Here is a 22,705-nt window from a genome sequence, read left to right on the forward strand (position 1 = left end):
GCTGATGGCTTGCCCCCTCTCCCTTGAATGGGGTGGGGGGCAACGATCCGGGGGGACACATTCATGAGCGAACAATTACAAGACACCGCGCCGGCGGCGATCACGGTGCGTGCGGCGGAAATCGCCACCGCGCTGCTGATCACCATTGGCGCGGTGGTGGTGATGGTCAGCAACTACCAGATTGGCGCGGGGTGGGAGCCGGACGGCCCGCAGGCCGGCTATTTTCCGATGCGGATTGGCGCGATCATCTTCATCGCGTGCATGGTGGTGCTGTGGCAGGCGTGGCATGGCGAGAATGAGAAGGTGTTCGTCACGTGGCCGCAATTGCGGCAGGTGGCGGTGATCCTGGTGCCGCTGACGGTCTACGTCGCGCTGATCGCCTTTCTGGGCATCTACGTAGCATCGGCGATCTTCATTGCGGGTTTCATGCTCGTGATCGGCAAGTTCGCATGGTGGCGCGCGGTGCTGACTGGCGTGGCCATCAATCTGGTGCTGTTCTGGATCTTCGAGATGCAGTTCCGCGTGCCGTTGCCCAAGGGACCGCTCGAAGCGGCCCTCGGATTCTGAAGGGGACCGGCATGGAAGAACTCAATGCGTTGATGGGCGGCTTTGCTGTGGCGATGTCATGGCACAACGTCGGGCTGATGCTGGTGGGCATCCTGCTCGGCATCGTCGTGGGTGTGCTGCCCGGGTTGGGTGGCCCCAATGGCGTGGCGATCCTGCTGCCGCTGACGTTTTCGATGGAGCCGACGTCGGCCATCATCATGCTGTCGTGCATCTACTGGGGCGCGCTGTTCGGGGGCGCGATCACGTCGATCCTGTTCAACATTCCCGGCGAGGCGTGGTCCGTGGCCACCACGTTCGATGGCTACCCGCTCGCGCAGCAGGGTGAGGCGGGACGCGCGCTGACGTCGGCCTTCACCGGGTCGTTTCTCGGCGCGCTGGCCGGTGTGCTGTTGATCACGTTCCTGGCGCCGCTGGTGGCGAAGTTCGCGTTACGCTTCGGGCCGCCGGAATTCTTCGCGGTGTATTTTCTGACGTTCTGCAGCTTCGTCGGCATGGGCAAGGAAGCCAAGGCCAAGATCGTGATCGCGATGTGCATCGGGTTCGCACTGGCGGCGGTCGGCATGGATACGGTTTCGGGCACGCTGCGCATGACGTTCGGCTCCACGGAACTGCTGCGCGGGTTCGACTTCCTGGTGGCTGTTATCGGCCTGTTCGGCATCAGCGAGATCCTGATGACGATGGAGGAGGGCGTCGCCTTTCGTGGCAAGCGGGCCAGCATCGACCTCAAGGTGGTGCTGAAGACCTGGGCCGAACTGCCGCGTTACTGGATGACACTGATCCGTTCGTCGATCATCGGTTGCTGGCTTGGCGTGACGCCGGGCGGCGCGACGGCCGCATCGTTCATGGGCTATGGCGTGGCCAAGCGTTTCTCGCGCAAGCGTGAGACGTTCGGGCGCGGCAACGTCGAAGGCGTGATCGCGCCTGAGTGCGCCGCGCACGCGGCCGGCACCAGCGCGTTGCTGCCAATGCTGGCGCTTGGCATTCCGGGGTCAGCCACGGCGGCGGTGCTGCTGGGTGGACTGATGATCTGGGGGCTGCAGCCGGGGCCGTTGCTGTTCACCGAGCAGAAGACCTTCGTCTGGGGGCTGATCGCGAGCATGTATCTGGGCAATCTGGCGGGCCTGATCGTGGTGCTTTCCACGGTGCCGCTGTTCGCCGCCATCCTGCGCATTCCGTTTGCGATCATCGCGCCGCTGATCCTCGTGGTCTGCGCGATTGGCGCGTTCACAGTGCATAACGCGATGTTCGACGTCTGGCTCATGCTGATCTTCGGCGTGATCGGGTATGTGCTCAAGAAGCTCGAGTATCCGCTGGCGCCGCTGGTGCTGGCATTGGTACTGGGCGATCGCGCGGAGGATGCATTCCGGCAGACCATGCTGATGTCGCAGGGCGAACTCAACGTGTTCTGGTCCAACGGGCTCGTCGGCACGATCATGGCGCTGGCAGTGGTGATCCTGGTGTGGCCGATGTTCGGCAGCCTGCTGGAGAAGACCCGGCGCCGCAAGGTAGTGTCGGCCCATCAGGGAGCGTCAGAATGAGCGATGACATTCAGCAGGAAGGGACGTTGCTGGTGACGCGCGAGGATGCCGTCGCCACCATCGTCCTGAACCGGCCCGCGAAGCTCAATGCCTTCACGCTCGATATGTGGCGGCAGCTTGGCGAGGCGTTCCGCGAGCTTTCCGCCGATGACACGGTGCGCTGCGTCGTCGTGCGTGGCGCGGGGGACCGCGCGTTTTCGCCGGGCAACGATATCGGCGAATTCGCCACCACGCGTTCCAACAAGCAACAGGCCACGGCCTATGGCGCGGTCATGCATGGCACCGCGCAGGCGATGCAGGACTGCCCGCATCCGGTGGTGGCGCAGATCCACGGCATCTGCGTGGGTGGCGGGCTCGAGGTCGCAGCCATGGCCGATATCCGCATCTGTGGCCAGAGCAGCCGTTTCGGCGCGCCGATCAAGAATCTCGGGCTGGTGATGGCGCACGCGGAGATGGCGCCGCTGGTGCGGCTGATCGGCACGTCGCGCACGCTCGAGCTGCTGTTCGAAGGGCGCATCGTCGATGCGGCCGAGGCGTATGCGATGGGGCTGGTCTCGCGCGTGGTGCCCGATGATCGCGTGGCCGACGAGGCGCGTGCCGCGGCGCAGCGGATCGCTTCCGGCGCGCCGCTGGTGGCCCGCTGGCACAAGCGCTTCGCCCGGCAACTGGCCGAAGGCAAGCCGCTATCGGCCGCCGATATCGATGCTGCGTTCGACTGTTTCGACACCGAGGATTTCCGCACCGGCTATCGCGCGTTCCTGGCCAAGGAGACGCCGAAGTTCAGCGGTCGCTAACCTGGGAGCAGACCGATGTCAGATTCCCCTGCAATCGCACCGGGTGCGTTGTCCGGCCTGCGTGTGCTGGAACTCGCGCAGATCATGGCCGGGCCCACCTGCGGCATGATGCTGGCCGATCTTGGCGCCGACGTGATCAAGATCGAGAAGATCGATGGTGGCGACGACGCGCGTGGCTATCGCGAGCCGACCATCAACGGCGTGTCGGCGCCGTTCCTGATGCTGAACCGCAACAAGCGCGGCATCGCCCTTGATCTGAAGACACCCGAAGGCCGCGAGGTGTTCCTGCGCATGGTGCGCAACGCCGACGTGGTGATCGAGAACTTCCGCAAGGGCACGCTGGAGAAGCTTGGGCTTGGCTACGACACGCTGTCGCGCGAGAACCCGGGCCTGATCTATTGCGCGATCTCAGGCTATGGCCGCACCGGGCCGTTCGCCGACAAGGGCGGCTTCGATCTGATCGCGCAGGGTTACACGGGGCTCATGAGCATCACGGGCGAGGCGGGCGGGCCGCCGTTGCGCACCGGGAATTCGATCGCCGATATCAATGCGGGCATCCTGGCGGCGTTCGGCATTCTTGCCGCGTATCAGCATCGGCAGAAGACCGGGCGCGGGCAGATCGTGGAAACGTCGCTGATCGAGGCCGGCCTGCAGCAGCTCTACTGGCACGCGGCGATTCATTTCGCCACGGGCGAGTCGCCGGGGCCGAGCGGGTCGGCGCACGTGCTGGCGACGCCATACCAGGCATTTCCGACGCAGGACGGCCATATCATCGTTGGCGGCGCGAACGAGAAGAACTGGGCGCGTATCGCGCAGGTGCTCGGACATCCGGAATGGGTCGAAGACCCCCGCTATCGGCGCAACGCCGACCGGATGCGTCATCGCGACACGTTGCTGCCGGAGATGGCCGGCATCCTGATGACGCGCCCGTCCGCTGACTGGCTGGCGGCATTCGATGCAGCGGGCGTCCCGGCCGGACCCGTGCATTCGATTGGCGAGGCACTGAACCATCCACAGACGCTGGCGCGTGGCATGGTGGTACGGCAACAGCACGCGGAAGCCGGGCCCATCCGGACGCTGGGGCTGCCGATACAGCTATCGGAAACGCCGGCGCAATACCATCGCCCGTCACCGAGGCTGGGCGAACATACGCGGACGTTGCTGGCGGAATGCGGCTATGGCGAGGCGGAGATCGAGGCGATGCTCGAAGCCGGCGTGGTCACGGAGACGGCCGCATCGGCGGCGACCGTGACCGAGATATAGGGTGAGGTATCGGGCGCTTACCCGACGTAGAACAGGATGCTGATGAACTGGCACATGCTGCCGGCCAGCACGAACAGGTGCCAGATGCCGTGGAAGTGGCGCACCTTCTCGTCGAACAGGAAGAAGCCGATGCCGGCAGTGTAGATGGCGCCGCCGGCTACGAGCCAGTACAGCCCCACGGTCGGCAGGGCCGCCGCCAGCGGGCCAAACGCGATCAGCACCAGCCAGCCCATGATCACGTAGATGGCCAGCGAGAAGATGCGGGTGCGATGGCCGATCCAGAGTTCCTGAATGATGCCGGCCACGGCCAGCCCCCAGTTGACGCCGAACAGGGTCCAGCCCCAAGGGCCACGTAATGTGACCAATGCGAACGGGGTATAGCTGCCGGCGATCAGCAGGTAGATCGCGCAGTAGTCGAGGCGGCGGAAGATGTCCTTCGCGGGGCCGCGAACGCTGTGGTAGACGGTGGAGATCGTGTAGAGCAGCACCAGCGTGGTGCCATAGACGACGGAGCTGACGACCTTCCAGGCGTCGCTATGGAGTGCCGATGAAGTGACCAGCACCGCCATGCCAGCCGCCGAGAGCACCGCTCCCGCCAGGTGGCTATATCCGTTGAATCGTTCGCCGCGATACATCCCCAATGCCTCCGTCTGCGCTGTGGACAAGTGGCCATTCTGTCACGGATCGCCCGGTGAGCAGGCCGATCCGCGCAAACAACAGGGTCATGTACACTTGCCGGCTGGCGTCCGCACCGGGTTTGCCTGGCGTAGGCGTCACTCCCGAGAACCTGACACGACGAATATCCCATGAAGAAACTCTCCCTGATCCTCGCCGCCGTGGCGCTGGGCGCCGCAGGTATCGCGCAGGCTGAAACGCTGCCGTCCGGCGTGGTGATCGAGCACGTGACCAAGGGCACCGGCGCTTCGCCGAAAGCAACGGATACGGTCAAGGTCCACTACCGTGGCACGCTGACCGACGGCAAGGAGTTCGACAGCTCCTACAAGCGCGGCCAGCCGATCTCGTTCCCCCTGAACCGCGTGATCCCGTGCTGGACCGAGGGCGTGCAGAAGATGCAGGTCGGCGGCAAGGCCAAGCTGACTTGCCCGGCCTCGACGGCCTACGGCGAGCGCGGCGTGCCGGGCACGATCCCGCCGAACGCGACGCTGAACTTTGAAGTGGAGCTGCTGGGGATTGGCGGCTGACGATTGAAGGGGCCGGCGGATTCAGGGCCGGCTCTCGTTCCACCCCCGTTCCCCCGTGTATAGACCGGGAGCGGGGCGCAAACCATAAGAACAAGAACATGCAGGTAGATTCGGTCTTTCTCATCGTCGCCCTCGGCGCCATCGTTGCCGGATTCGTGCAGGGCCTGTCAGGCTTCGCGTTTGGCATGGTTGCCATGTCGTTCTGGGCCTGGGGCGTCGAACCACGGCTGGCTTCGGCGATGTCCGTGTTCGGCGCGCTGACCGGCCAGTTGCTTGCGGCCTTCACCGTGCGCCGCAAGTACCATCTGGCCACCGTACTGCCGTTCCTGCTTGGCGGCATCGTCGGCATTCCCATCGGGGTCAGTATCCTGCCCCGGCTCGACGTCCATCTGTTCAAGCTGTGCCTTGGCATCGTCCTGGTGATCTGGTGCCCGATCATGCTGTTCTCGAACCGCATTCCGCCGATCCGCCGTGGTGGCCGGCTGGCCGATGCCGTGGTCGGCGCCATCGGCGGCATCATGGGTGGCATCGGCGGGTTCACGGGCATTGCGCCAACACTCTGGTGCACGCTGCGAGGCTTCGACAAGGACAAGCAGCGGGTGGTGATCCAGAACTTCAATCTCGGCGCATTGCTGGTGACGATGGCCGTGTACGTGGGTACCGGCATCATCACGCGCGACATGTTGCCGATGTTCGCCATCGTGGCCCCGGCCATGCTGATTCCCACATTGCTCGGCACGCGGGTCTACATTGGTATCAGCGACATCGCGTTCCGGCGCATCGTGCTGACGCTTTTGACCTGCTCGGGTGTAGCCATGCTGGTCGCGGCAATTCCGAAGCTTTAGAAAAGAGCTGCATCAAGCGCTTTGTCGTGGGTGAATATCAGGGTTTATACTGACGTCCTTCTTTTGCCCGCAGCAAGTGATCGGCTTCACCATGAACAAGCGCTTCTATCTCTTCTGTGCCACCACGTGGGCCGCGGCTGCCGTGCTGATTCTGGGACAGGGTTCCATGGCCACGGATGCGCTGAGCGGCGTGATCGCGCTGGCTGGCTTCGATCTGCTTCGTCCCTGAGTGCTTGGCGGCGGCGCCCGCGCGGATCGCGTTAACACCATTGGTTCATGGCATTTTCGATGCCCGCGGCATAGGCTTGGTGATGGATTGTGCGTACTCAGCGCACGATGGTCTCAACCGTTCTCGCAGGAGGATCCCGATGAAGGCACTCACCATTGCAGTGGCAGTTGCAGTCTTTGTACCCGGGCTGGCGTTTGCGGCGGGACCGGCAAGTCCCTCTGATCGCTATGACTACGACATGCATACGACTAACAAGGACGGCTATGTGCCCGACCCGGCGCGCACGAGCAACAAGGATGGCTACACGCCCGACGCCGCCCGGGCCGGCGACAAGTTCGATCCCTACACACAGGGCGCGAACCAGAGCACGTCATCAGCTCTGACCGATAGCAAGAGCACCACCAAGAAGTCGAGCAAGTCTCACAAGAAGGCGCCTGCAGCACCGACGGCGGCGACCCAATGAGCGACGAGATCTGGTTGGAAACAAAGCCCCGCGAATGCGGGGCTTCTTTTTTGGGCTTTCGCAGGGTCCTGAGGACAGCCTTGGTCCAATGTCCGCCGGCAGCCGCCGGACAGGACGACAGACGGCAGTGGCGATAAAAGCTTGATCCCCTCTGAAGTGGGGTGTGATGCTTCTTTCGTTGTATCGTCAACATCGTTCGATTATGTTGCCGGGCTGGACACAGTCCATCGACAACTGCGCCGACGCTGTCGCGCACGCCCACAAAACGCCCGGGCGAATCGGGCAAGCAAGAAAAAGAATCAAAAGAGCATTCACCTTGTCAGCGAACAGGGAACGGGAGAAACGGGTTGAACACGCCAACAAGGTCAGCCGGGCAGCACTTGCCCGGCATTTTGCGTTCTGCGCGACGAAATTTCTGCGGTACCAGCGCGCTGCCCGGCTCATGTCCGTGGCAGGTGCCTGACATCATGCCGCCCCGCAACGGCGGCCCCCGACCGCACGCCCTCCTCTCCATGCCGGCGCCTTCTACGACGCCGTCATCGCCGACTGGATTGACATCCTCTTCGTAGTTTCAGTACCCGGCAGTTCGCTTCAAGCGCCCCGGAGTCCTGTCCGAAGTAGCGACACCCGCTTTGGTTCCACGAAAGCTCGTCTTGTGACGCGGCCAGCGATTCCGTTTGCAGCATTTCCACCTCATCCAAGTAGAACCAATGAAAAACACCCAACGGAAGCTGGCTGTACTCCCCCTGGCATGCCTTGCTGCCACGCTGGCAGCGTGCGGCGGCGATGCCTCGGAGTCGAGCACGGCGGCAGCCACGCCCACCAGTACGCCGGCCGCGACGCCTGCCGGCAGCATGATTTATACCGGTGTTGCCGACCCCACGAGCAGTATTGGCGTGAACGGCGATTTCTATCTCAATTCGGCTACGTCCACGCTGTTCGGCCCCAAGGCAAACGGTGCCTGGTCCGCAGGCGTATCGCTGATCGGGCCAGCTGGCACGCTGATCCGCTATGGGACGCGTGACCCGATTGCCAGCGACGGCAACGATGGTGACTTCTATCTGAACACCAGCTCAAGCACGCTGTTTGGACCGAAGGCGGCCGGAGCCTGGCCGATGCCCGGCAAATCGCTGATCGGCGCCACGGGTGCGGTTGGACCGACCGGCGCCACGGGCGTAACCGGCGCTACCGGTGCCACGGGTCTGCAGGGCATCCAGGGGGTCACCGGCCCAATGGGTGTGACGGGTGCTACTGGTGCCACCGGCGCCGGCGTGACGGGACCGCAGGGCATTCAGGGTATTCAGGGCCCCACCGGCCCTGCCGGAGCTGCAGGGCCGACTGGTGCGACTGGTGCGACGGGGGTAACAGGGGCTACGGGTGCGACGGGCGTGACGGGTCCCTCAGGTGCGACAGGCCCCACGGGGCCGCAAGGACCGCAGGGCATTCAGGGCCCCACCGGTACCACGGGAGCGACGGGCGCCACAGGGGCAACTGGTGCCACGGGGGCCACCGGGCCTGCGCTCTATACGGCGAACTTCGTTGTGGGCAATGGCACGAACTTTGGCAATGCCACCTACATCATGACGGGGTCGGGTCTGACCCCTATCGCCACACAGCCGTATCTTGGTGTTTTGCTGCCAATCAATTGCAGCACACTGACGCTGTCGACGGCCGTGACGGGCATCCCGCCTGCACCCTATACGATGGAAGTCTTCAAGATTCAGCCTCCCTCGACAACCGTCACGTCAACAGGGCTTGTGTGCCAGGCCAACAGCTCTGGAGCTAGCTGTACGCAGACCCAGACTGGCACCTATGCGGCTTCCGCGGGGGACGTGCTGCAGGTCCAGTTGACAGGTACTACGGCGTTTAACGCCTGGTCGGGCGCTGTCTATGCCACGCTGACGTGCCAGTGATCGAAGGCGGGAATCGATAGGCTGATGGCGGGCCATGGGCTCGGGGATCGCTCCGGGCCCATCCGTCTCGTGCGAACCCTTGCGCCGCCTGTTCAGTATCCCGCCCCAGCGCCCGACAATTGCCAACCTGTCTCCCCCGAGAACCAAAGCCAATGCGAATCTGCCTGTCGATGATCGTCAAGAACGAGGCCGCCGTGATCGAGCGCTGTTTGCGCGCGGTGCGCCCGCACATTCACGCCTGGGCGATTTCGGATACGGGGTCGACCGACGGGACGCAGGACATTATTCGCAATACGCTCGGCGACCTGCCGGGTGAACTGATCGAACGTCCATGGGTGGATTTCTCGACCAACCGCAATGAAGCGCTCGCGCTGGCGGCCAAGCACGGCGATTATGCGCTGCTGATCGATGCCGACGATACCATCGAGGCTTCGGACTTCGGCGAACTGACCGCCGACTGCTATGACCTGGTCGTCCAGTTTCGCTCGCTGACCTACAGCCAGCCACATCTGATCCGGCTGGGCCACGGGTTCTTCTATACGGGCGTGACCCACGAATACATCGACTGCAACCGTCCGTATAGTCGCGACACCTTGAAGAACGCCATCTATCGCATCGGCGACGACGGCGCGCGGCGCGTGAGCGGCAGAAAGTTCGTGGAAGACGCAGGGATACTGGAGAAGGCATTCGCAGCCGATCCCGGCAATACGCGTTACCAGTTTTATCTCGCCCAGAGCTATCGCGACGGTGGTCTGGTGGACAAGGCCATTGCCGCCTATGCGAACCGCGCCACCATGGGCGGGTGGGACGAGGAAGTCTATTACTCGATGTTGCAGATGGCGGTGCTGAAGGAGGGCGGCGGAGCGTCGCCCGGGGACATCGTCGACGCCTACCTGGAGGCCTACAACTACCGGCCGACACGGGCCGAAGCGCCTTGCGAGCTCGCGCGCTATTTCAGGCTGCGGCAGCGCCATGTCCTGGCACGCGACTTCGCGCGTGTTGCCACCGGCATCGCCCAGCCCGATGACCGGCTCTTCATGGATCAGACCGTCTATGATTGGCGCGCGCGTGACGAGCTGTCGATCGCGCTGTACTGGTGCAATGAACGCGATGAAAGCGCGCGGCTCTGCCGGGAATTGCTTGCCGATCCACGCCTGCCGCGCGAGCAGCATGATCGCGTGACGCGAAATCTCGCCTTTGCAATGGGCGATGTCCCGGGCTGAAGCTGCCGACGAAGCAGCGTCTATCGGGTGGAACCGTCGAGGCTGGCCTCGATCCGCGCGATCAGGTCTTCCATCCAGCGCCGCAGCAGCGTGTCCGACATGACCGTTGCCGTGCTTCGCGCCAGCACCCGGTACACCTTGCCGCGCGGGATCTTCGAAATGTGCGCCGGGTCGGGCCAGGCCTTGTTGCCGGCCAATAGCTGCAGCGTCTCCAGGCCAATCAGGATCGGCCACAGGCAGGCCAGCCGCAACCGGATCGCCGTGCGCGGAATCGCGAACGTATAGGCCATCGCTTCGCGGAAATGCGCGAGCGAGACATGCAGCAGTTCGTCCAGTATTGGCCGCGCGCGCAGCGCATTGGCCGGGTCCATCAGGTCGCGTGGCGTCATGCCATGTCGTTCCAGGACCTCGGTCGGCAGATAGCACCGGCCGATGCGCAGATCCTTGCCGCAATCACGCAGCACATTGACCATCTGCAATGCCTTGCCGAAGCGGACACCTCGGCGCAGCATCGTCTCGGGCGCCGCCGTCAGCGTGCCCGGCTGATGGGCATAGGTCATCGTGGTCCAGAACTCCCCCACGCAACCGGCCACGAGATACGTGTAGCGATCGAGCTCGTCCATCGTCCGCAGCGCGGCCACCTGGCCCGAGCGCTCGTCGGGGAATGTGACCAGGTCGAATTCCATGCCTTCGGTCAGCGTATCGACGATACCGCGGACAGCCGTGCGATCAGATGCATCGAGTTGGCTCAGCACGCCAAGCGCGGGGCCGATCGATTCCAGCAGTACCTTCTCGTCGGACTGGGTTTGCTGGCTGGCAACTTCCGCGCTCAGCCACTGCGCGAGCGAACCGTCGTTCTGCGTGCCGTTGACGTGCTGCCGTAGCGCCAGCAGCAGGTCTAGTCGTTGCGCGGGCGGAATCAGCGAGGTATCCGCGATGGTGTCCGCGGCGCGTGCCAGCAGATAGGCCAGACCGACGGGGTCGCGCATGCCCTCGGGCAGGATGCGAAGCGTCAGGTAGAACGAACGGGAAACCCCCTTCAGCAGCGGGCCGAGCAGAAAGGCCCGGTTCGGATTTGGCATGGCATGGTGATCGCACAATGGGACGGCGCATTGTATCCGCCAAAGCTGACGAACTCGTCTGGCCTCAACCTGGCCCTGCCAAGCCTGCGCGTATTAAACCTAGTACCGAACCTCGGTGAGGTGATGCATTCTCTCAAATGACAACACATCGGGCCGGATAACCGGTACTAAGGAGACAAAGCATGAACAATCTCAGTATCCAACGTCGCCAATTCCTGACGAGCCTGGTGGGAGCCGCCGCTGTAAGTAGCCTGCCGCGATGGGCTTACGCGCAAGCGGCATACCCGAATAAACCAGTGCGCGTGATCGTGCCCTTTGCCGCTGGGGGCACGACCGATGTGGTCGCTCGCCTCATCATGCAAAAGGTGGGGGAGTTGATGAAGGCCTCGTTTGTGATCGAGAACAAGGGGGGTGCCAACGGCATCATCGGTACGGGCGAGGTGGCCCGTGCCGCGGCAGACGGCTATACGCTGTTGTTCAACACTGCTGGCGCCCAAACGCTAAGCCCCGTGATCTACAAGGCCCCATATGAGGCGGCGGCCAGTTTTGCGCCGGTGGCGCGGGTGTGCGATGTCGGCTTTATTGTCATCGTGCGCAAGGATCTGCCGGTCAAGAACATGGCCGACTTGATTGCTTTGGCCCGGAAAGCGGACAAGCCGCTCGCGGCCTCGTCCGGCAGCAGCATGATCAACCTGATCACCGAGCAGTTCAAGCGCGTGATCGACGCACCGAATGTCACCAACGTGCAATACAAAGGGACAAGCCTTCAAATGCAGGCCGTGGCTTCGGGGGAAGTCGATTTTTCGTTCGACTCCTTTGCCGCAGTGGAGTTGATCAAGGCGGGTCGCGTCAAGGCGCTGGCGGTTATTCTGCCGCAGCGCGCCGGGTCTTTTCCAGACGTACCTACGTTCAAGGAACTGGGTATCAAGGACATGGAGTTCAATTCCTGGGCAGGGCTGCTGGCACCCAAAGGGACGCCCAAGGAGATCGTCACCGCGCTGGCGCAGAACGTCGAAAAAGCAAAACAGATGCCGGACGTGGTCGCCAAGCTCAAGCAGTATGACTATGTCATGGCCAACAGCACGCCGGATACGTTTGGCAAGGAGATCCAGGCAGAAACCGATCGCTGGAAGCAAGTGGTGAAGGAAACCAACTTCAAGATCGAAAGCTGATTCGGCATAGTCCTGAAGAAGCACTCCATCGGCGCGTTGTCCCGGGTGTCGGCGCGCCGATGCGGCGAATTCCTGATGATGGCGCTGCTTGTCAGGTATGCTGTTTCTCTTGCGCGTAGTTGGGATCAGTGTTTTCCCTTGGCTACAAGGCAGTGTCCTGCCTCAGGCGCAGATCCGTCCGAGTTCCCTGTGCGGTACATGCGTGGCGCGCACGCCACGCCCGAGGAATCCGCGCCTACCCGCAAAGCCAGGCCTGACGCGGCCGTCTGGCCAGCAAGGGGAAAGAACCGTCCACCTACGCAAAACTACTGCATCGAGGTCATTCCCATGTCATGGGCGCTTATGCATAATTTCCTGAATCTGGGCCTCAAGGATTGTATTGATGCGTGTGACGATTCGAACCACGACGATTCCCGGAGCTCCTGACCGAGCTGCACTTCATCGCGCGGCGGTCTACCTCAATACCGAGGAAGATGCCTCGCCGCTGATGGTCAGTGCGTGGAGTCAACGTGAACCCGAAGCATTTCTCGCCGCCCAGCGCTGGGCGCGCAACCATGCTTATCAGGTATCGAATCCCCGCAACGGCACGTATTACGGCGGACGCACCGCGCGTTGATTCCAGCGCCCCCATGACGCCGTGAAACGCCTGCTGCTGTGGTGTCTGGCGCTGGTTGCGTCGGGGCAGGCTTGTGCCGACACTGGCCTGCTCGAACGCATGGTCGGCGGATTTTCGCGCGACAGCCTCTGGAAGAACGTCCAGGAGCGCTGCCTGACACCGGCTACGCCCACACATTCCGATTGCGTCATCGTTGATCGACAGCGGGGCTTTGTCCTCTACAAGGACATGATTGGCGCCTCGCATTACCTTGTCATTCCCGTGCGGCCGGTCAGCGGCGTCGACGACGCGCGTGTCTGGTCCGATCGCGAGCACAATGCCTGGGCCTTCGGCTGGGCCGCGCGCGACACCGTGGGCAAGGCCATTGGCCGCGCGCTGCCGGATACCCTTCTGGGGCTGGCCATCAACGCGAGGGCGGCGCGCAGCCAGGATCAGCTTCACATTCATCTGGATTGCATCAGCGAAAGCGCGCGCGACTTCCTTGCCAATAGCGCTTTCGACAGGCAGTGGCGCAGCCTGACGTTTCGCGGCAAGCCTGTGCGTGTCAGGCTGATTCCCTCGGACGATCCGGTTCTTGCGGTGGACCCGTTCGACGTGGTGCGCGAGGACCTCGGCGTCGACGGCAAGATCGCCGACCGGGGCGTATTCCTGGGCTATGTGCGTCCCTTGCAGGGCCAGGCCGGTTTTGTCGTGGTCGATGAACCCGTCGACAAGGCGGGCGGCGCAAACGGCCATGCCAGCGATTTTCTGGATCGCGGCTGCAAGCTGGGCCGGGCGCAGCCCGGGCGATAGTCGAAAAATTCTGCCTGCCAGAACGTGGCGGTGATGACCGTTGCACAAATGGCCGATATTCGCCGCTTTGTTTCCGCCGACCATTTCGTCTGACGTCTTACAAGGGACGCGCCCGCGTAGAATAGCCCGCGAGCCCCTCCAGCAAGAGACAAAAGTGAATACGACTTTCCACCAGGAAAGCACCGCCGCAGCCGCGGAGACAAACACGTCGCGAGGCATCGCCCTGCTGACGTTCGCATTCATCCTGAGTCAGTTCTATCGAAGCTGCCTCGCCGTTATCGCGCCCGAACTGCAGCATGACTTCGGACTGTCCCCGGCGGGATTTGGCGCGCTATCTTCCTGCTTCTTCCTCGCTTTCGCCGTCGCGCAGATCCCCGTAGGCATCGCCTTCGACCGCTACGGCGTAGGCCGCCCCACGGCCGTGCTGCTCGGTGTCGGCGCCGTGTCGGCAATCGGTTTCGTGGTCGCGCCCAATGCTGGCATGGCCATGCTGGTGCAGATGGGCCTTGGGCTGGCCTGCGCGCCGGTGTTCATGGGCCTGCTGCACTATGCGTCGGAACAGCTTTCGGAGCGACAGTACATGCGTGTGGGCAGCCGCTCGAATGCGCTGGGCATGATCGGGGCACTTTGCGCCACGGCCCCGCTGGGCTGGGCTTCGCAGCATGTCGGCTGGCGCCCCGCCATGGCACTTGCGGCGGTCTGCATGGTGGTCGCGTGCTACGGCGTATGGCGTTTTGTTCGTGATGACGGTCACGAGCAGGCGCGTCAGGCGCCCATGAGCGCGATGCTGGTCGAGAGCGGCAAGCTGCTCGGATACTGGCCGCTATGGACGCTGATTCCGCTATGCGTGGCGATGTCCGCCGGCACCGGTTTTCGTAATGCATGGAGCGGTCCGTATCTGGCCGATGTGTTCGGCCTCCAGGCCGGCACGCGCGGGATGGCGCTGATGCTGCTGAGCCTGGCAGGCTTTCTCACCGCGTTTGCGTTGCCGGTGCTTGTCCGCCGCAGTTCGCTCAAGGCGGCGATTGGCATATGGGGATGCCTGGCGACCGCCGGTGGTATCGCGCTGACGATCTGGCCCGATGCAGGGGTGGCCAGCGGCGTTGGCATGATGGCGCTGCTGTCGACGATCGGCATGCTCCATCCGCTGGTGATGGCGCAAGGGCGTGCGTTGATTCCCGCGCCTGCGCGTGGCCGGGGTCTCGGTCTGCTCAACACGTTCGTGTTCCTGGGCTCGGCGCTCACGTCGTGGGGATTCGGCCTGATTGCCAACGTCGGTCATCTGCGCGACTGGCCCGTGGCCCATACCTACTCGGCGATCTTTCTCTCCGCCGTGGTGGTGGTGGCGCTCTCACTGGTGCCGTACTACTTCAGCCCTATATCCGCGCCCGCTGCGAAGTCGTAGTGGACTCGCGCATGGCGCTCCCCCTCGTTAGCGTGGCGTCATGCGTTTGAACATGGCGACGCGCTCGCGCGTGCATGCCCATTCATTTGGCAATTCAGGGTCAATCCCAACACCGCGTTACGTAACGTCGTAACACGGCATCGCTGAAAAATCACCCTACGGACAATGTTCAGACATTGCGTGTTCCGGCCGGAAACGCGCATGGCATCGCCGTTTCCGGGAAATCCGCACGGACATGCACCAGATTGGCACACCGATTGCAGAGCAGGGCTCGCTCAAATCGCGAGCGACAACACCAAGAAGTCCTGCTTCTGGAGAAAGAACGAGCCATGAGAATGAACACGATCGGTTATCTGTCCCTTGCCGCATTGCTCTGCGTCGCGGCCTGCGGAGGCGATGGCAGCGGTGGCAGCAGCAGTAGTGGCAGCGCCAGTACAGCCGGCACGCAAACGACTTCCCAGCAGCCAACGGCTACTGGCTCCGTCACGATGAGCATTCCCTTGAAGAATGGCGACGGCAATACCGTGCGAACGCCGACGGCCTTGGGCAGCCAGTCCGGCACGACGCTCAAGCCGACCTTTGTCGACGGCGGTAGCAATGGATACGTGAAGGTGTTCTTTGATGGCGTACAGGTTGCGGCATTCCCAACCGCAAACCTGCCGTCCGGCCCCGGACCGAGCGGCAGCGCGAATCTCGCCAACGGCGGCAGTTTCTCGTATCAGTCGACCATCAGCTATGTCCGCAATCAGCCCGTTGCCACGATTGCCGCCACCTACGCCACCGTGCCCGGCACGCACAAGATCGGCGCCGTCCAGGTCAATGGGCCATGCGCGTCGAGCGATCCCTGCATCCCGAACAATGAAGGCTATGTGCTGGCGCAGGGAGAAACGGCGGCGTTGCTTCAGCCGGGTCAGAACGCGGATGTGTCGCTCTATCTTCGTGGTGTCATGCAGTCGGCGTACATCTGTGACTATCCTGCCTGCAATGGCAGTGGGCTGACTGTGGACCAGGATGGCTACTACCATCTCTACGTTGTGGTTGCCGACGAGAACGGTACGGCCATCACGCACCAGGTGGATGCCAGTGGCAGCACGATTCCGTTCGACAACAGCTACTACGCGATTGTCGAGACAGGCAACAGCCTCCTGGACATCCGGACGGAAGCCGGCAAGCCGATCGGCGGGCAGTCGCTCTATACGCCTGGCAGCGACCGGCAATCCGACAATGGCGGCAGCTACGGTGTGGCGATCAAGGTGAAGTGCAACGCTGCCGGCACGACGACGCTCATTGCGCAACTCGGCCCGGATGGTGGTAAGTCGATTGCCCCGATCGCAGGCTTTGCCGCGACCTCGGGTACGAACTATCCGACCGCCAACATGGCTCTCGGATCGGTAGGTGCAGACCAGTACTTTGGCAACCAGCTCAGCCTGAGCTGCAATGGGACCGGAGCCCTGACGGTTCAGTAGTCGTTTCGTGTGTCCACCCCGAGGACCCAAAGCCGTGACCGCCGGACTTGCTGCCAGCCGTCACGGCTTTATTGCCATTCGCCAGCGCGGGTGCATTGCGCCCGCAATTCGCATAATCCCTGATTTCTCTCAAGTTCCGGTACTGACTGCCGTTAGCTTTCCCCATGTCCGTTCGAGCGCATACCCAGTTGCGCCGCAGGCAAAGCAGTGATCGGCCGCCACCGGGCGCGGTCAGTCAGCCGCCAACCAGTCAATCAGGTAGAAGAAGGCATGAAGAATCTTGGTATTGGTGTACGCCTTGGCATCGGCTTCGGCGTGGTCTTGCTGTTGTCCACATTCATGACGGTTCTGGGCGTGCTGCGTCTGGAAGATGTCGCGGGCCGCACGCACGCGATGATGCAGCAGCCGCTCGCCAAGGAGCGCATCGTCAGCGACTGGTATCGCCTGATGTACGCCAGCGTGCGCCGTACCACGGCCATCACGCGCAGCAGCGATCCCTCGCTTGGCCAGTTCTTCGCCGCAGAGACCAAGACCTCGGCCGAGACGATTGCCGCGATGCGCGACAAGATAAAGCCGATGCTGACGTCCGACGCGGAAAAGGCGTCCTTCGAGCGCATTCTGGTCGTACGCAATCCCTACAACGAGTCGCGCGACAAGATCGCCAAGCTTAAGCAGGAAGGACAGGCCGAGGATGCCGTCAAGGTGCTGGAGAACGAGTTCGTGCCGGCCGGTGATGCCTACCTGGCTGAGATCCAGAAGCTGCTGGACATCCAGCGCGCGTCCATCGACGCCACGGCCGAAGAGATCAACCGGATCTACGAGAGCGCGCGCAATGGTTTGATCGCGCTTGGCGTGATCGCATTGGCAATTGGTGTGGCATTCGCATGGTGGCTCACCATCGGCATCACGCGCCCGTTGCATCGTGCCGTTGGCTTTGCCCGGACCGTGGCTGCTGGCGACCTGACCGGCCGCATCGACGTGGACAGCCGTGACGAAACCGGCCAGCTCCTGGCAGCGCTGCGCGAGATGAACGAGAACATCCTTGGCATCGTCAAGGAAGTGCGCAAAGGCACCGAGGCGATTGCCACCGGCACGAGCCAGATTGCCGCCGGCAATACCGACCTTTCGCAACGGACGGAAGAGCAGGCATCGTCGCTGCAGGAGACCGCGTCGAGCATGGAGGAACTGACCAGCATCGTGCGCCAGAACGCCGACAGCGCGAAGCAGGCCAGCGGCCTGGCGGTCAATGCCTCCGACGTGGCCACGCAAGGCGGTGAGGTGGTGGGTCAGGTGGTGCACACGATGGACGAGATCAATGCCGCCTCACGCAAGGTGGTCGAGATCATCTCGGTGATCGAAGGCATCGCGTTCCAGACCAACATCCTGGCGCTGAACGCGGCAGTTGAAGCCGCGCGCGCCGGGGAACAGGGCCGGGGCTTTGCCGTAGTGGCGGGTGAGGTGCGCAGCCTCGCGCAGCGCAGCGCGACGGCGGCCAAGGAGATCAAGTCATTGATCGGAGATTCCGCCGATCGCGTCGAACGTGGCTCGCAACTGGTGGCGCAGGCTGGCCAGACGATGGAAGAGATCGTCAGCGCGGTGAAGCGCGTGACCGACATCATGGGCGAAATCAGCGCGGCGTCGGTCGAGCAGAGCGCCGGCATCGAGCAGGTCAATCAGGCCGTGACGCAGATGGACACCGTCACGCAGCAGAACGCGGCGCTGGTGGAACAGGCCGCGGCGGCCGCGGGATCGCTCGAAGAGCAGGCCCAGCGGCTCAAGGAAGCGGTGGCGACGTTCCGCCTGGCCGCCTGACGTCCCCCGGCTATCTCGCTATTTGGTTCTGGGTGGCACGATCGTGCCACCCGATTCCGCTGCCTGCTGCGTGTGCCGCATCTGCGGCATCATGTTGCTGTTCAGGTGGAACATCACCCATAGCGATCCGGTCAGCGTGATCACGACCAGTGTCAGCGTGAACATCAGGGAAAGCATGTTCCAGCCGCCTTCCGACTTGGCGTTCATGTGCAGGAAGTAGATCATGTGCACCACGATTTGCACCGCACCGATCAGCAGGATGGCGATGGCGGTGGTGGACGATTTTTCGAACACCTTGCCCATCACCAGCCAGAACGGCACCGCTGTCAGGAACACCGACAGCACGAAGCCCGTCAGATAGCCACCCAGCGTGGCGTGCGGCCCCACTTCCTCTTCGTGCTCGTGGCCATGCCCGTGGCCGTCCATCGCGTGGTCTTGCGCGCTCATGGCAGCGACCCCATCAGGTAGACAAAGGTAAAGACGCCGATCCACACGACGTCGAGAAAGTGCCAGAACATCGACAGGCACATCAGCCTGCGCTTGTTCGCCGTGATCAGTCCGTGCCGCGCCACCTGCGTCATCAGGACGATCAGCCAGATGATGCCGAACGTCACGTGCAGCCCGTGCGTGCCCACCAGCGAAAAGAACGACGTCAGGAAAGCGCTGCGTTGCGGGCCGGCTCCCTCATGGATCAGGTGCGCGAACTCGTAGAGTTCCACCGTGAGGAACGCCGCGCCGAACACGCCGGTGATGGCCAGCCAGATCTGCGTGCTGGCGACACGGTTCTGCTGCATCTGCAGCATGGCGAAGCCATACGTGATCGACGATATCAGCAGGAACGAGGTGTTCAGCGCCACCAGTGGCAGCTCGAACAGCTCGGCGCCGCTCGGTCCCCCCGCGTACTCGCGCCCCAGCACCCCGTAGGCGGCGAACAGGCACGCGAATATCAGGCAGTCGCTCATCAGGTAGAGCCAGAACCCGAGCAGCGTGCCGTTCTGAGGATGTACCTCCTCGGTCAGGTAGAACTGATAGCCGCCGGGGGGCGCTTGGTCCGCATCGGCCGTGCCGTGCGCGTGCAGGGGTAGGGTCGTGTCAACCATGGCCGGCCATCAGTTGGGTGCGCGCCGCTTCAGTCCGGACCACCTGCTCTGCCGAAATGTAGTAGTCGCGCTTGTAGTTGAAGGTATGGATGATCGCTGTAATGATCGTGGCCGCGAACGACGCGATGACCAGCCACCAGATGTGCCAGATCAACGCGAAGCCGCATATCGTGGAGAGCCCGGCCAGTACGATGCCGGCCGCCGTGCCCTTCGGCATGTGGATCGGGATGAAGCCCTGCTCCGGTCGCTGGAAGCCGTTGTGTTTCATGTGCCACCAGGCATCGGTGTCGTGCACGACCGGCGTGAATGCGAAGTTGTACTGAGGCGGCGGCGACGAGGTCGACCACTCGAGCGTGCGGCCGCCCCAAGGGTCGCCGGTGGTGTCGCGAAGCTCCTCGCGGCGCATGAAGCTCACCACGAGCTGGATCAGGAAGCAGGCGATGCCGATGGCGATCAGCAGCGCGCCGAACGCGGCGATCTGGAACCAGATCTGCAGCGACGGATCGTCGAAATGGTTCATACGGCGGGTCACGCCGAGCAGGCCGAGCCAGTACAGCGGCATGAACGCGAAGTAGAAGCCGACGAACCAGAACCAGAACGACGCCTTGCCCCACGATGACACCAGGCGATAGCCGAATGCCTTGGGGAACCAGTACGTGATGCCGGCCATCAGCCCGAACAGCACGCCGCCGATGATCACGTTATGGAAGTGGGCGATCAGGAACAGGCTGTTGTGCAGCGAGAAGTCCGCCGGAGGCACCGCCAGCAGCACGCCGGTCATGCCGCCGATCACGAATGTGACCATGAAGCCGACCGTCCACAGCATCGGTGGCTCGAAGCGGATCTTGCCGTGGTACATCGTGAACAGCCAGTTGAAGATCTTGGCGCCGGTCGGAATCGAGATGATCATCGTCGTGATCCCGAAGAACGAGTTGACGCTGGCGCCGGAGCCCATCGTGAAGAAGTGGTGCAGCCAGACCAGGTAGGAGAGCACGGTGATCACCACCGTCGCATAGACCATCGACGCGTAGCCGAACAGGCGCTTGCGCGCGAACGTGGCCACCACTTCCGAGAACACGCCGAATACCGGCAATACCAGGATGTAGACCTCGGGGTGACCCCAGATCCAGATCAGGTTCACGTACATCATCGCGCTGCCGCCCTGATCGGCCGTGAAGAAGTTCGTGCCGGCGTAGCGATCCAGCGCCAGCAGCGCCAGCGCGGCGGTCAGTACCGGGAAGGCGGCGATGATCAGCACGTTCGTGCACAGCGACGTCCACGTGAAGATCGGCATCCGCATCAGCGTCATGCCAGGGGCGCGCATCTTGACGATGGTGACCAGCAGGTTGATCCCTGATAACAGCGTCCCCACCCCCGCTATCTGTAGCGCCCATATGTAGTAATCCACGCCAACGTCGGGACTGTGGAGGATGCCCGACAGCGGAGGATAGGCCAGCCAGCCGGTGCGCGCGAATTCGCCTACGAACAGCGACATCATGACCAGAATCGCGCCGCCAGTGGTCATCCAGAAGCTGAAGTTGTTGAGGAACGGGAATGCCACGTCGCGCGCGCCGATCTGCAGCGGCATGACGAAGTTCATCAGCCCGGTGACCAGCGGCATGGCCACGAAGAAGATCATGATCACGCCGTGCGCGGTGAAGATCTGGTCGTAGTGGTGAGGTGGCAGGAACCCGGCGTTGTCGCCGAATGCTACGGCCTGCTGCATTCGCATCATGACTGCGTCGGCAAAGCCGCGCAGCAGCATCACGATGCCCAGCACGATGTACATGATGCCGATCTTCTTGTGGTCGATGCTGGTGAACCACTCTCGCCAGAGATAGCCCCACGCGCGGAAGTACGTCAGCAGCGCCACCAGTGCCAGTCCGCCTATCGCCACGGCGGCGAAGGTGGCGATAAGGATCGGCTCATGGTAGGGAATGGCCTCCCATGACAGTCGGCCGAAAATCAGGTTGGCGAGTTCGGAGCGCTCGGGCATGTTTGTCACCTGGGCCTGTGTTGGCCAAAATTGACCGATGAAGATTGGCGGGAACCGGAAAAATGAGGGCGAATCCCCGCTTCACCGCAGCAGTCGTCTACCGTCGTTGAGCACGACGTCCGGCGCAAACAGCGGCGAATCGACCGGTGTGTTGCTTGCCGTGCAGATTTCGCCGGACGGGTCGAACTTGCCGCGGCTGCGATCGAGCGCCATGGTGTCGGCCATGCAGGCGCCGCCATCCACGCAACGGTTCAGGATCAGGTCGTAGAGCTCGGGCGCCACGCTCGCATAGCGCTGCACCGGCTCACGTTCGCTGGGCTGGGCCAGCTTCAGGTAGACGTCCTTCGACAGGGTGCTGCCCGATGACTTGGCCTGCGCGATCCAGCGATCGAAGTCCTCGCCCGACATGCCGTGGAACTTGAACCGCATATGCGAGAAGCCCGCGCCACTGTAGTTGGACGAGAAGCCGTCATAGACGCCGGGTTTGTTGATCACTGCATGGAGCTTGGTTTCCATGCCAGGCATGGCGTAGACCATGCCGGCCAGCGAAGGCACAAAGAAGGCGTTCATCACCGAGGTGGCGGTGATCCGGAAGGCGATCGGGCGATCGACCGGCGCGGCCAGTTCGTTCACCGTGGCAATGCCTTGTTCGGGATACAGGAACAGCCACTTCCAGTCCAGCGCCACGACTTCCACCGTGAGCGGTTTCACCTCGGCGGAAACGGGGCGACCTTCGTCGAGCCGTGTCAGTGGCCGGTAGGGATCGAGCTGATGGGTGCTGACCCAGGTCACCGCGCCGAGCGCGATGATGATCAGCAGCGGTGCGGCCCAGATCGCCAGTTCGAGCACCGTGGAGTGGTCCCACTCGGGGTTGTACGGGGAATCGGGGGCGCTCTCTCGGTATCGCCACGCGAACAGCAACGTGAGGAAGATCACCGGGATGATGATCAGCAGCATCAGACATGTGGCGATGATGATCAGGTCACGCTGGCGCATGGCCATATCGCCGGATGGCGAAAGCAGCACAGCATTGCACCCGGCCAGACTCGCCAATAGCGCGATTGCGGTACAACGCAAAAGCAACCTTCCCGTCACCCTGATGGGTGTCACTGCTGCATCGAAGCGTGGCATGGTCTCGGAAGTGGCGTCTGGTTAACGTCGCATTGGGGTGGCCCCAACGATCTTTCGATTTCCAGTTGCAGTTTAGGCGCTATTCTTGTGATTGCG

Annotated in this window: 22 protein-coding genes; 16 read left to right on the forward strand and 6 right to left on the reverse strand. The window is 63.0% G+C overall.

The window, feature by feature from the left end; translation table 11 throughout:
• Positions 1–63 precede the first annotated feature (63 nt).
• From D769_RS06190 to D769_RS06205, 4 genes are read left to right on the forward strand one after another with little or no spacing between them, the layout of a single operon-like run.
• A complete protein-coding gene (locus D769_RS06190) occupies positions 64–567 on the forward strand; it encodes a tripartite tricarboxylate transporter TctB family protein (RefSeq protein ID WP_008643146.1) in 504 nt (167 codons plus the stop codon).
• A gap of 11 nt (positions 568–578) precedes the next feature.
• Positions 579–2,105, forward strand: a complete 1,527-nt coding sequence (locus tag D769_RS06195) for a tripartite tricarboxylate transporter permease (protein WP_008643148.1) — start codon at positions 579–581, stop codon at positions 2,103–2,105.
• Positions 2,102–2,899, forward strand: a complete 798-nt coding sequence (locus tag D769_RS06200) for an enoyl-CoA hydratase-related protein (RefSeq protein ID WP_008643150.1) — start codon at positions 2,102–2,104, stop codon at positions 2,897–2,899. The genes D769_RS06195 and D769_RS06200 overlap by 4 nt, the downstream gene beginning before the upstream one ends.
• Positions 2,900–2,914: 15 nt before the next feature.
• On the forward strand, positions 2,915–4,162 hold the full coding sequence (locus tag D769_RS06205) for a CoA transferase (RefSeq protein WP_008643154.1): 1,248 nt from the start codon (positions 2,915–2,917) through the stop codon (positions 4,160–4,162).
• Positions 4,163–4,179: 17 nt separating this feature from the next.
• Here D769_RS06205 and D769_RS06210 read toward each other — a convergent pair whose 3' ends face one another.
• Positions 4,180–4,797, reverse strand: coding sequence for a hemolysin III family protein (locus D769_RS06210; protein ID WP_008643155.1), 618 nt, complete (start codon positions 4,795–4,797; stop codon positions 4,180–4,182).
• A 171-nt stretch (positions 4,798–4,968) separates the two neighbouring features.
• On the opposite strand from D769_RS06210, the gene D769_RS06215 reads away from it, so the two are divergent.
• The 6 genes from D769_RS06215 (at position 4,969) to D769_RS06240 (ending at position 10,037) form a co-directional block, all read left to right on the forward strand.
• Entirely contained in the window at positions 4,969–5,364 is a 396-nt protein-coding gene (locus D769_RS06215) for an FKBP-type peptidyl-prolyl cis-trans isomerase (protein WP_008643156.1), read from the forward strand.
• 98 nt (positions 5,365–5,462) lie between these two features.
• Positions 5,463–6,209 (forward strand): sulfite exporter TauE/SafE family protein, encoded by a 747-nt coding sequence (locus tag D769_RS06220; RefSeq protein WP_008643157.1) that lies wholly within the window; start codon positions 5,463–5,465, stop codon positions 6,207–6,209.
• Positions 6,210–6,300: 91 nt separating this feature from the next.
• Complete coding sequence (locus D769_RS32240; RefSeq protein WP_011520027.1) at positions 6,301–6,438, forward strand: hypothetical protein; 138 nt, start codon at positions 6,301–6,303, stop codon at positions 6,436–6,438.
• A 139-nt stretch (positions 6,439–6,577) separates the two neighbouring features.
• Positions 6,578–6,901 (forward strand): hypothetical protein, encoded by a 324-nt coding sequence (locus tag D769_RS06230; RefSeq protein ID WP_008643159.1) that lies wholly within the window; start codon positions 6,578–6,580, stop codon positions 6,899–6,901.
• A 710-nt stretch (positions 6,902–7,611) separates the two neighbouring features.
• A complete protein-coding gene (locus tag D769_RS06235) occupies positions 7,612–8,814 on the forward strand; it encodes a collagen-like protein (protein ID WP_008643160.1) in 1,203 nt (400 codons plus the stop codon).
• Positions 8,815–8,966: 152 nt separating this feature from the next.
• Positions 8,967–10,037: a glycosyltransferase gene (locus D769_RS06240; RefSeq protein ID WP_008643161.1), complete on the forward strand. Its 1,071-nt coding sequence runs from the start codon at positions 8,967–8,969 to the stop codon at positions 10,035–10,037.
• Between the two features lie 20 nt (positions 10,038–10,057).
• On the opposite strand, the gene D769_RS06245 is transcribed toward D769_RS06240, so the two are convergent.
• The gene (locus tag D769_RS06245; protein WP_040010906.1) at positions 10,058–11,119 is read right to left on the reverse strand and encodes a phytoene/squalene synthase family protein; all 1,062 of its coding nucleotides are present in this window, start codon (positions 11,117–11,119) and stop codon (positions 10,058–10,060) included.
• 182 nt (positions 11,120–11,301) lie between these two features.
• On the opposite strand from D769_RS06245, the gene D769_RS06250 reads away from it, so the two are divergent.
• From D769_RS06250 to D769_RS06275, 6 genes are all read left to right on the forward strand, one after another.
• Positions 11,302–12,291, forward strand: coding sequence for a tripartite tricarboxylate transporter substrate binding protein (locus tag D769_RS06250; protein ID WP_008643164.1), 990 nt, complete (start codon positions 11,302–11,304; stop codon positions 12,289–12,291).
• A 382-nt stretch (positions 12,292–12,673) separates the two neighbouring features.
• Positions 12,674–12,907, forward strand: coding sequence for a hypothetical protein (locus D769_RS06255; protein WP_008643166.1), 234 nt, complete (start codon positions 12,674–12,676; stop codon positions 12,905–12,907).
• A 21-nt stretch (positions 12,908–12,928) separates the two neighbouring features.
• The gene (locus tag D769_RS06260; protein WP_008643168.1) at positions 12,929–13,699 is read left to right on the forward strand and encodes a CDP-diacylglycerol diphosphatase; all 771 of its coding nucleotides are present in this window, start codon (positions 12,929–12,931) and stop codon (positions 13,697–13,699) included.
• Between the two features lie 154 nt (positions 13,700–13,853).
• On the forward strand, positions 13,854–15,104 hold the full coding sequence (locus D769_RS06265; protein WP_008643169.1) for an MFS transporter: 1,251 nt from the start codon (positions 13,854–13,856) through the stop codon (positions 15,102–15,104).
• Positions 15,105–15,433: 329 nt separating this feature from the next.
• Positions 15,434–16,570, forward strand: a complete 1,137-nt coding sequence (locus D769_RS06270; protein WP_193750030.1) for a hypothetical protein — start codon at positions 15,434–15,436, stop codon at positions 16,568–16,570.
• Between the two features lie 270 nt (positions 16,571–16,840).
• The gene (locus D769_RS06275) at positions 16,841–18,382 is read left to right on the forward strand and encodes a methyl-accepting chemotaxis protein (RefSeq protein WP_008643177.1); all 1,542 of its coding nucleotides are present in this window, start codon (positions 16,841–16,843) and stop codon (positions 18,380–18,382) included.
• Between the two features lie 18 nt (positions 18,383–18,400).
• On the opposite strand, the gene cyoD is transcribed toward D769_RS06275, so the two are convergent.
• The 4 genes from cyoD to cyoA form a co-directional block, all read right to left on the reverse strand.
• Positions 18,401–18,829 carry a cytochrome o ubiquinol oxidase subunit IV gene (cyoD, locus tag D769_RS06280; RefSeq protein WP_008643179.1) on the reverse strand — a complete coding sequence of 143 codons (429 nt, stop codon included), beginning with the start codon at positions 18,827–18,829 and terminating at the stop codon, positions 18,401–18,403.
• A complete protein-coding gene (gene cyoC, locus D769_RS06285) occupies positions 18,826–19,482 on the reverse strand; it encodes a cytochrome o ubiquinol oxidase subunit III (protein WP_008643180.1) in 657 nt (218 codons plus the stop codon). Before cyoC ends, cyoD begins: the two co-directional genes overlap by 4 nt.
• A complete protein-coding gene (gene cyoB, locus D769_RS06290; RefSeq protein ID WP_008643182.1) occupies positions 19,475–21,478 on the reverse strand; it encodes a cytochrome o ubiquinol oxidase subunit I in 2,004 nt (667 codons plus the stop codon). Before cyoB ends, cyoC begins: the two co-directional genes overlap by 8 nt.
• 81 nt (positions 21,479–21,559) lie before the next feature.
• A complete protein-coding gene (gene cyoA / locus D769_RS06295) occupies positions 21,560–22,609 on the reverse strand; it encodes a ubiquinol oxidase subunit II (RefSeq protein WP_040010907.1) in 1,050 nt (349 codons plus the stop codon).
• Positions 22,610–22,705: the final 96 nt, after the last annotated feature.

It is taken from the genome of Cupriavidus sp. HMR-1, from assembly GCF_000319775.1.
GTDB classification, from domain to species: Bacteria; Pseudomonadota; Gammaproteobacteria; order Burkholderiales; family Burkholderiaceae; genus Cupriavidus; species Cupriavidus metallidurans.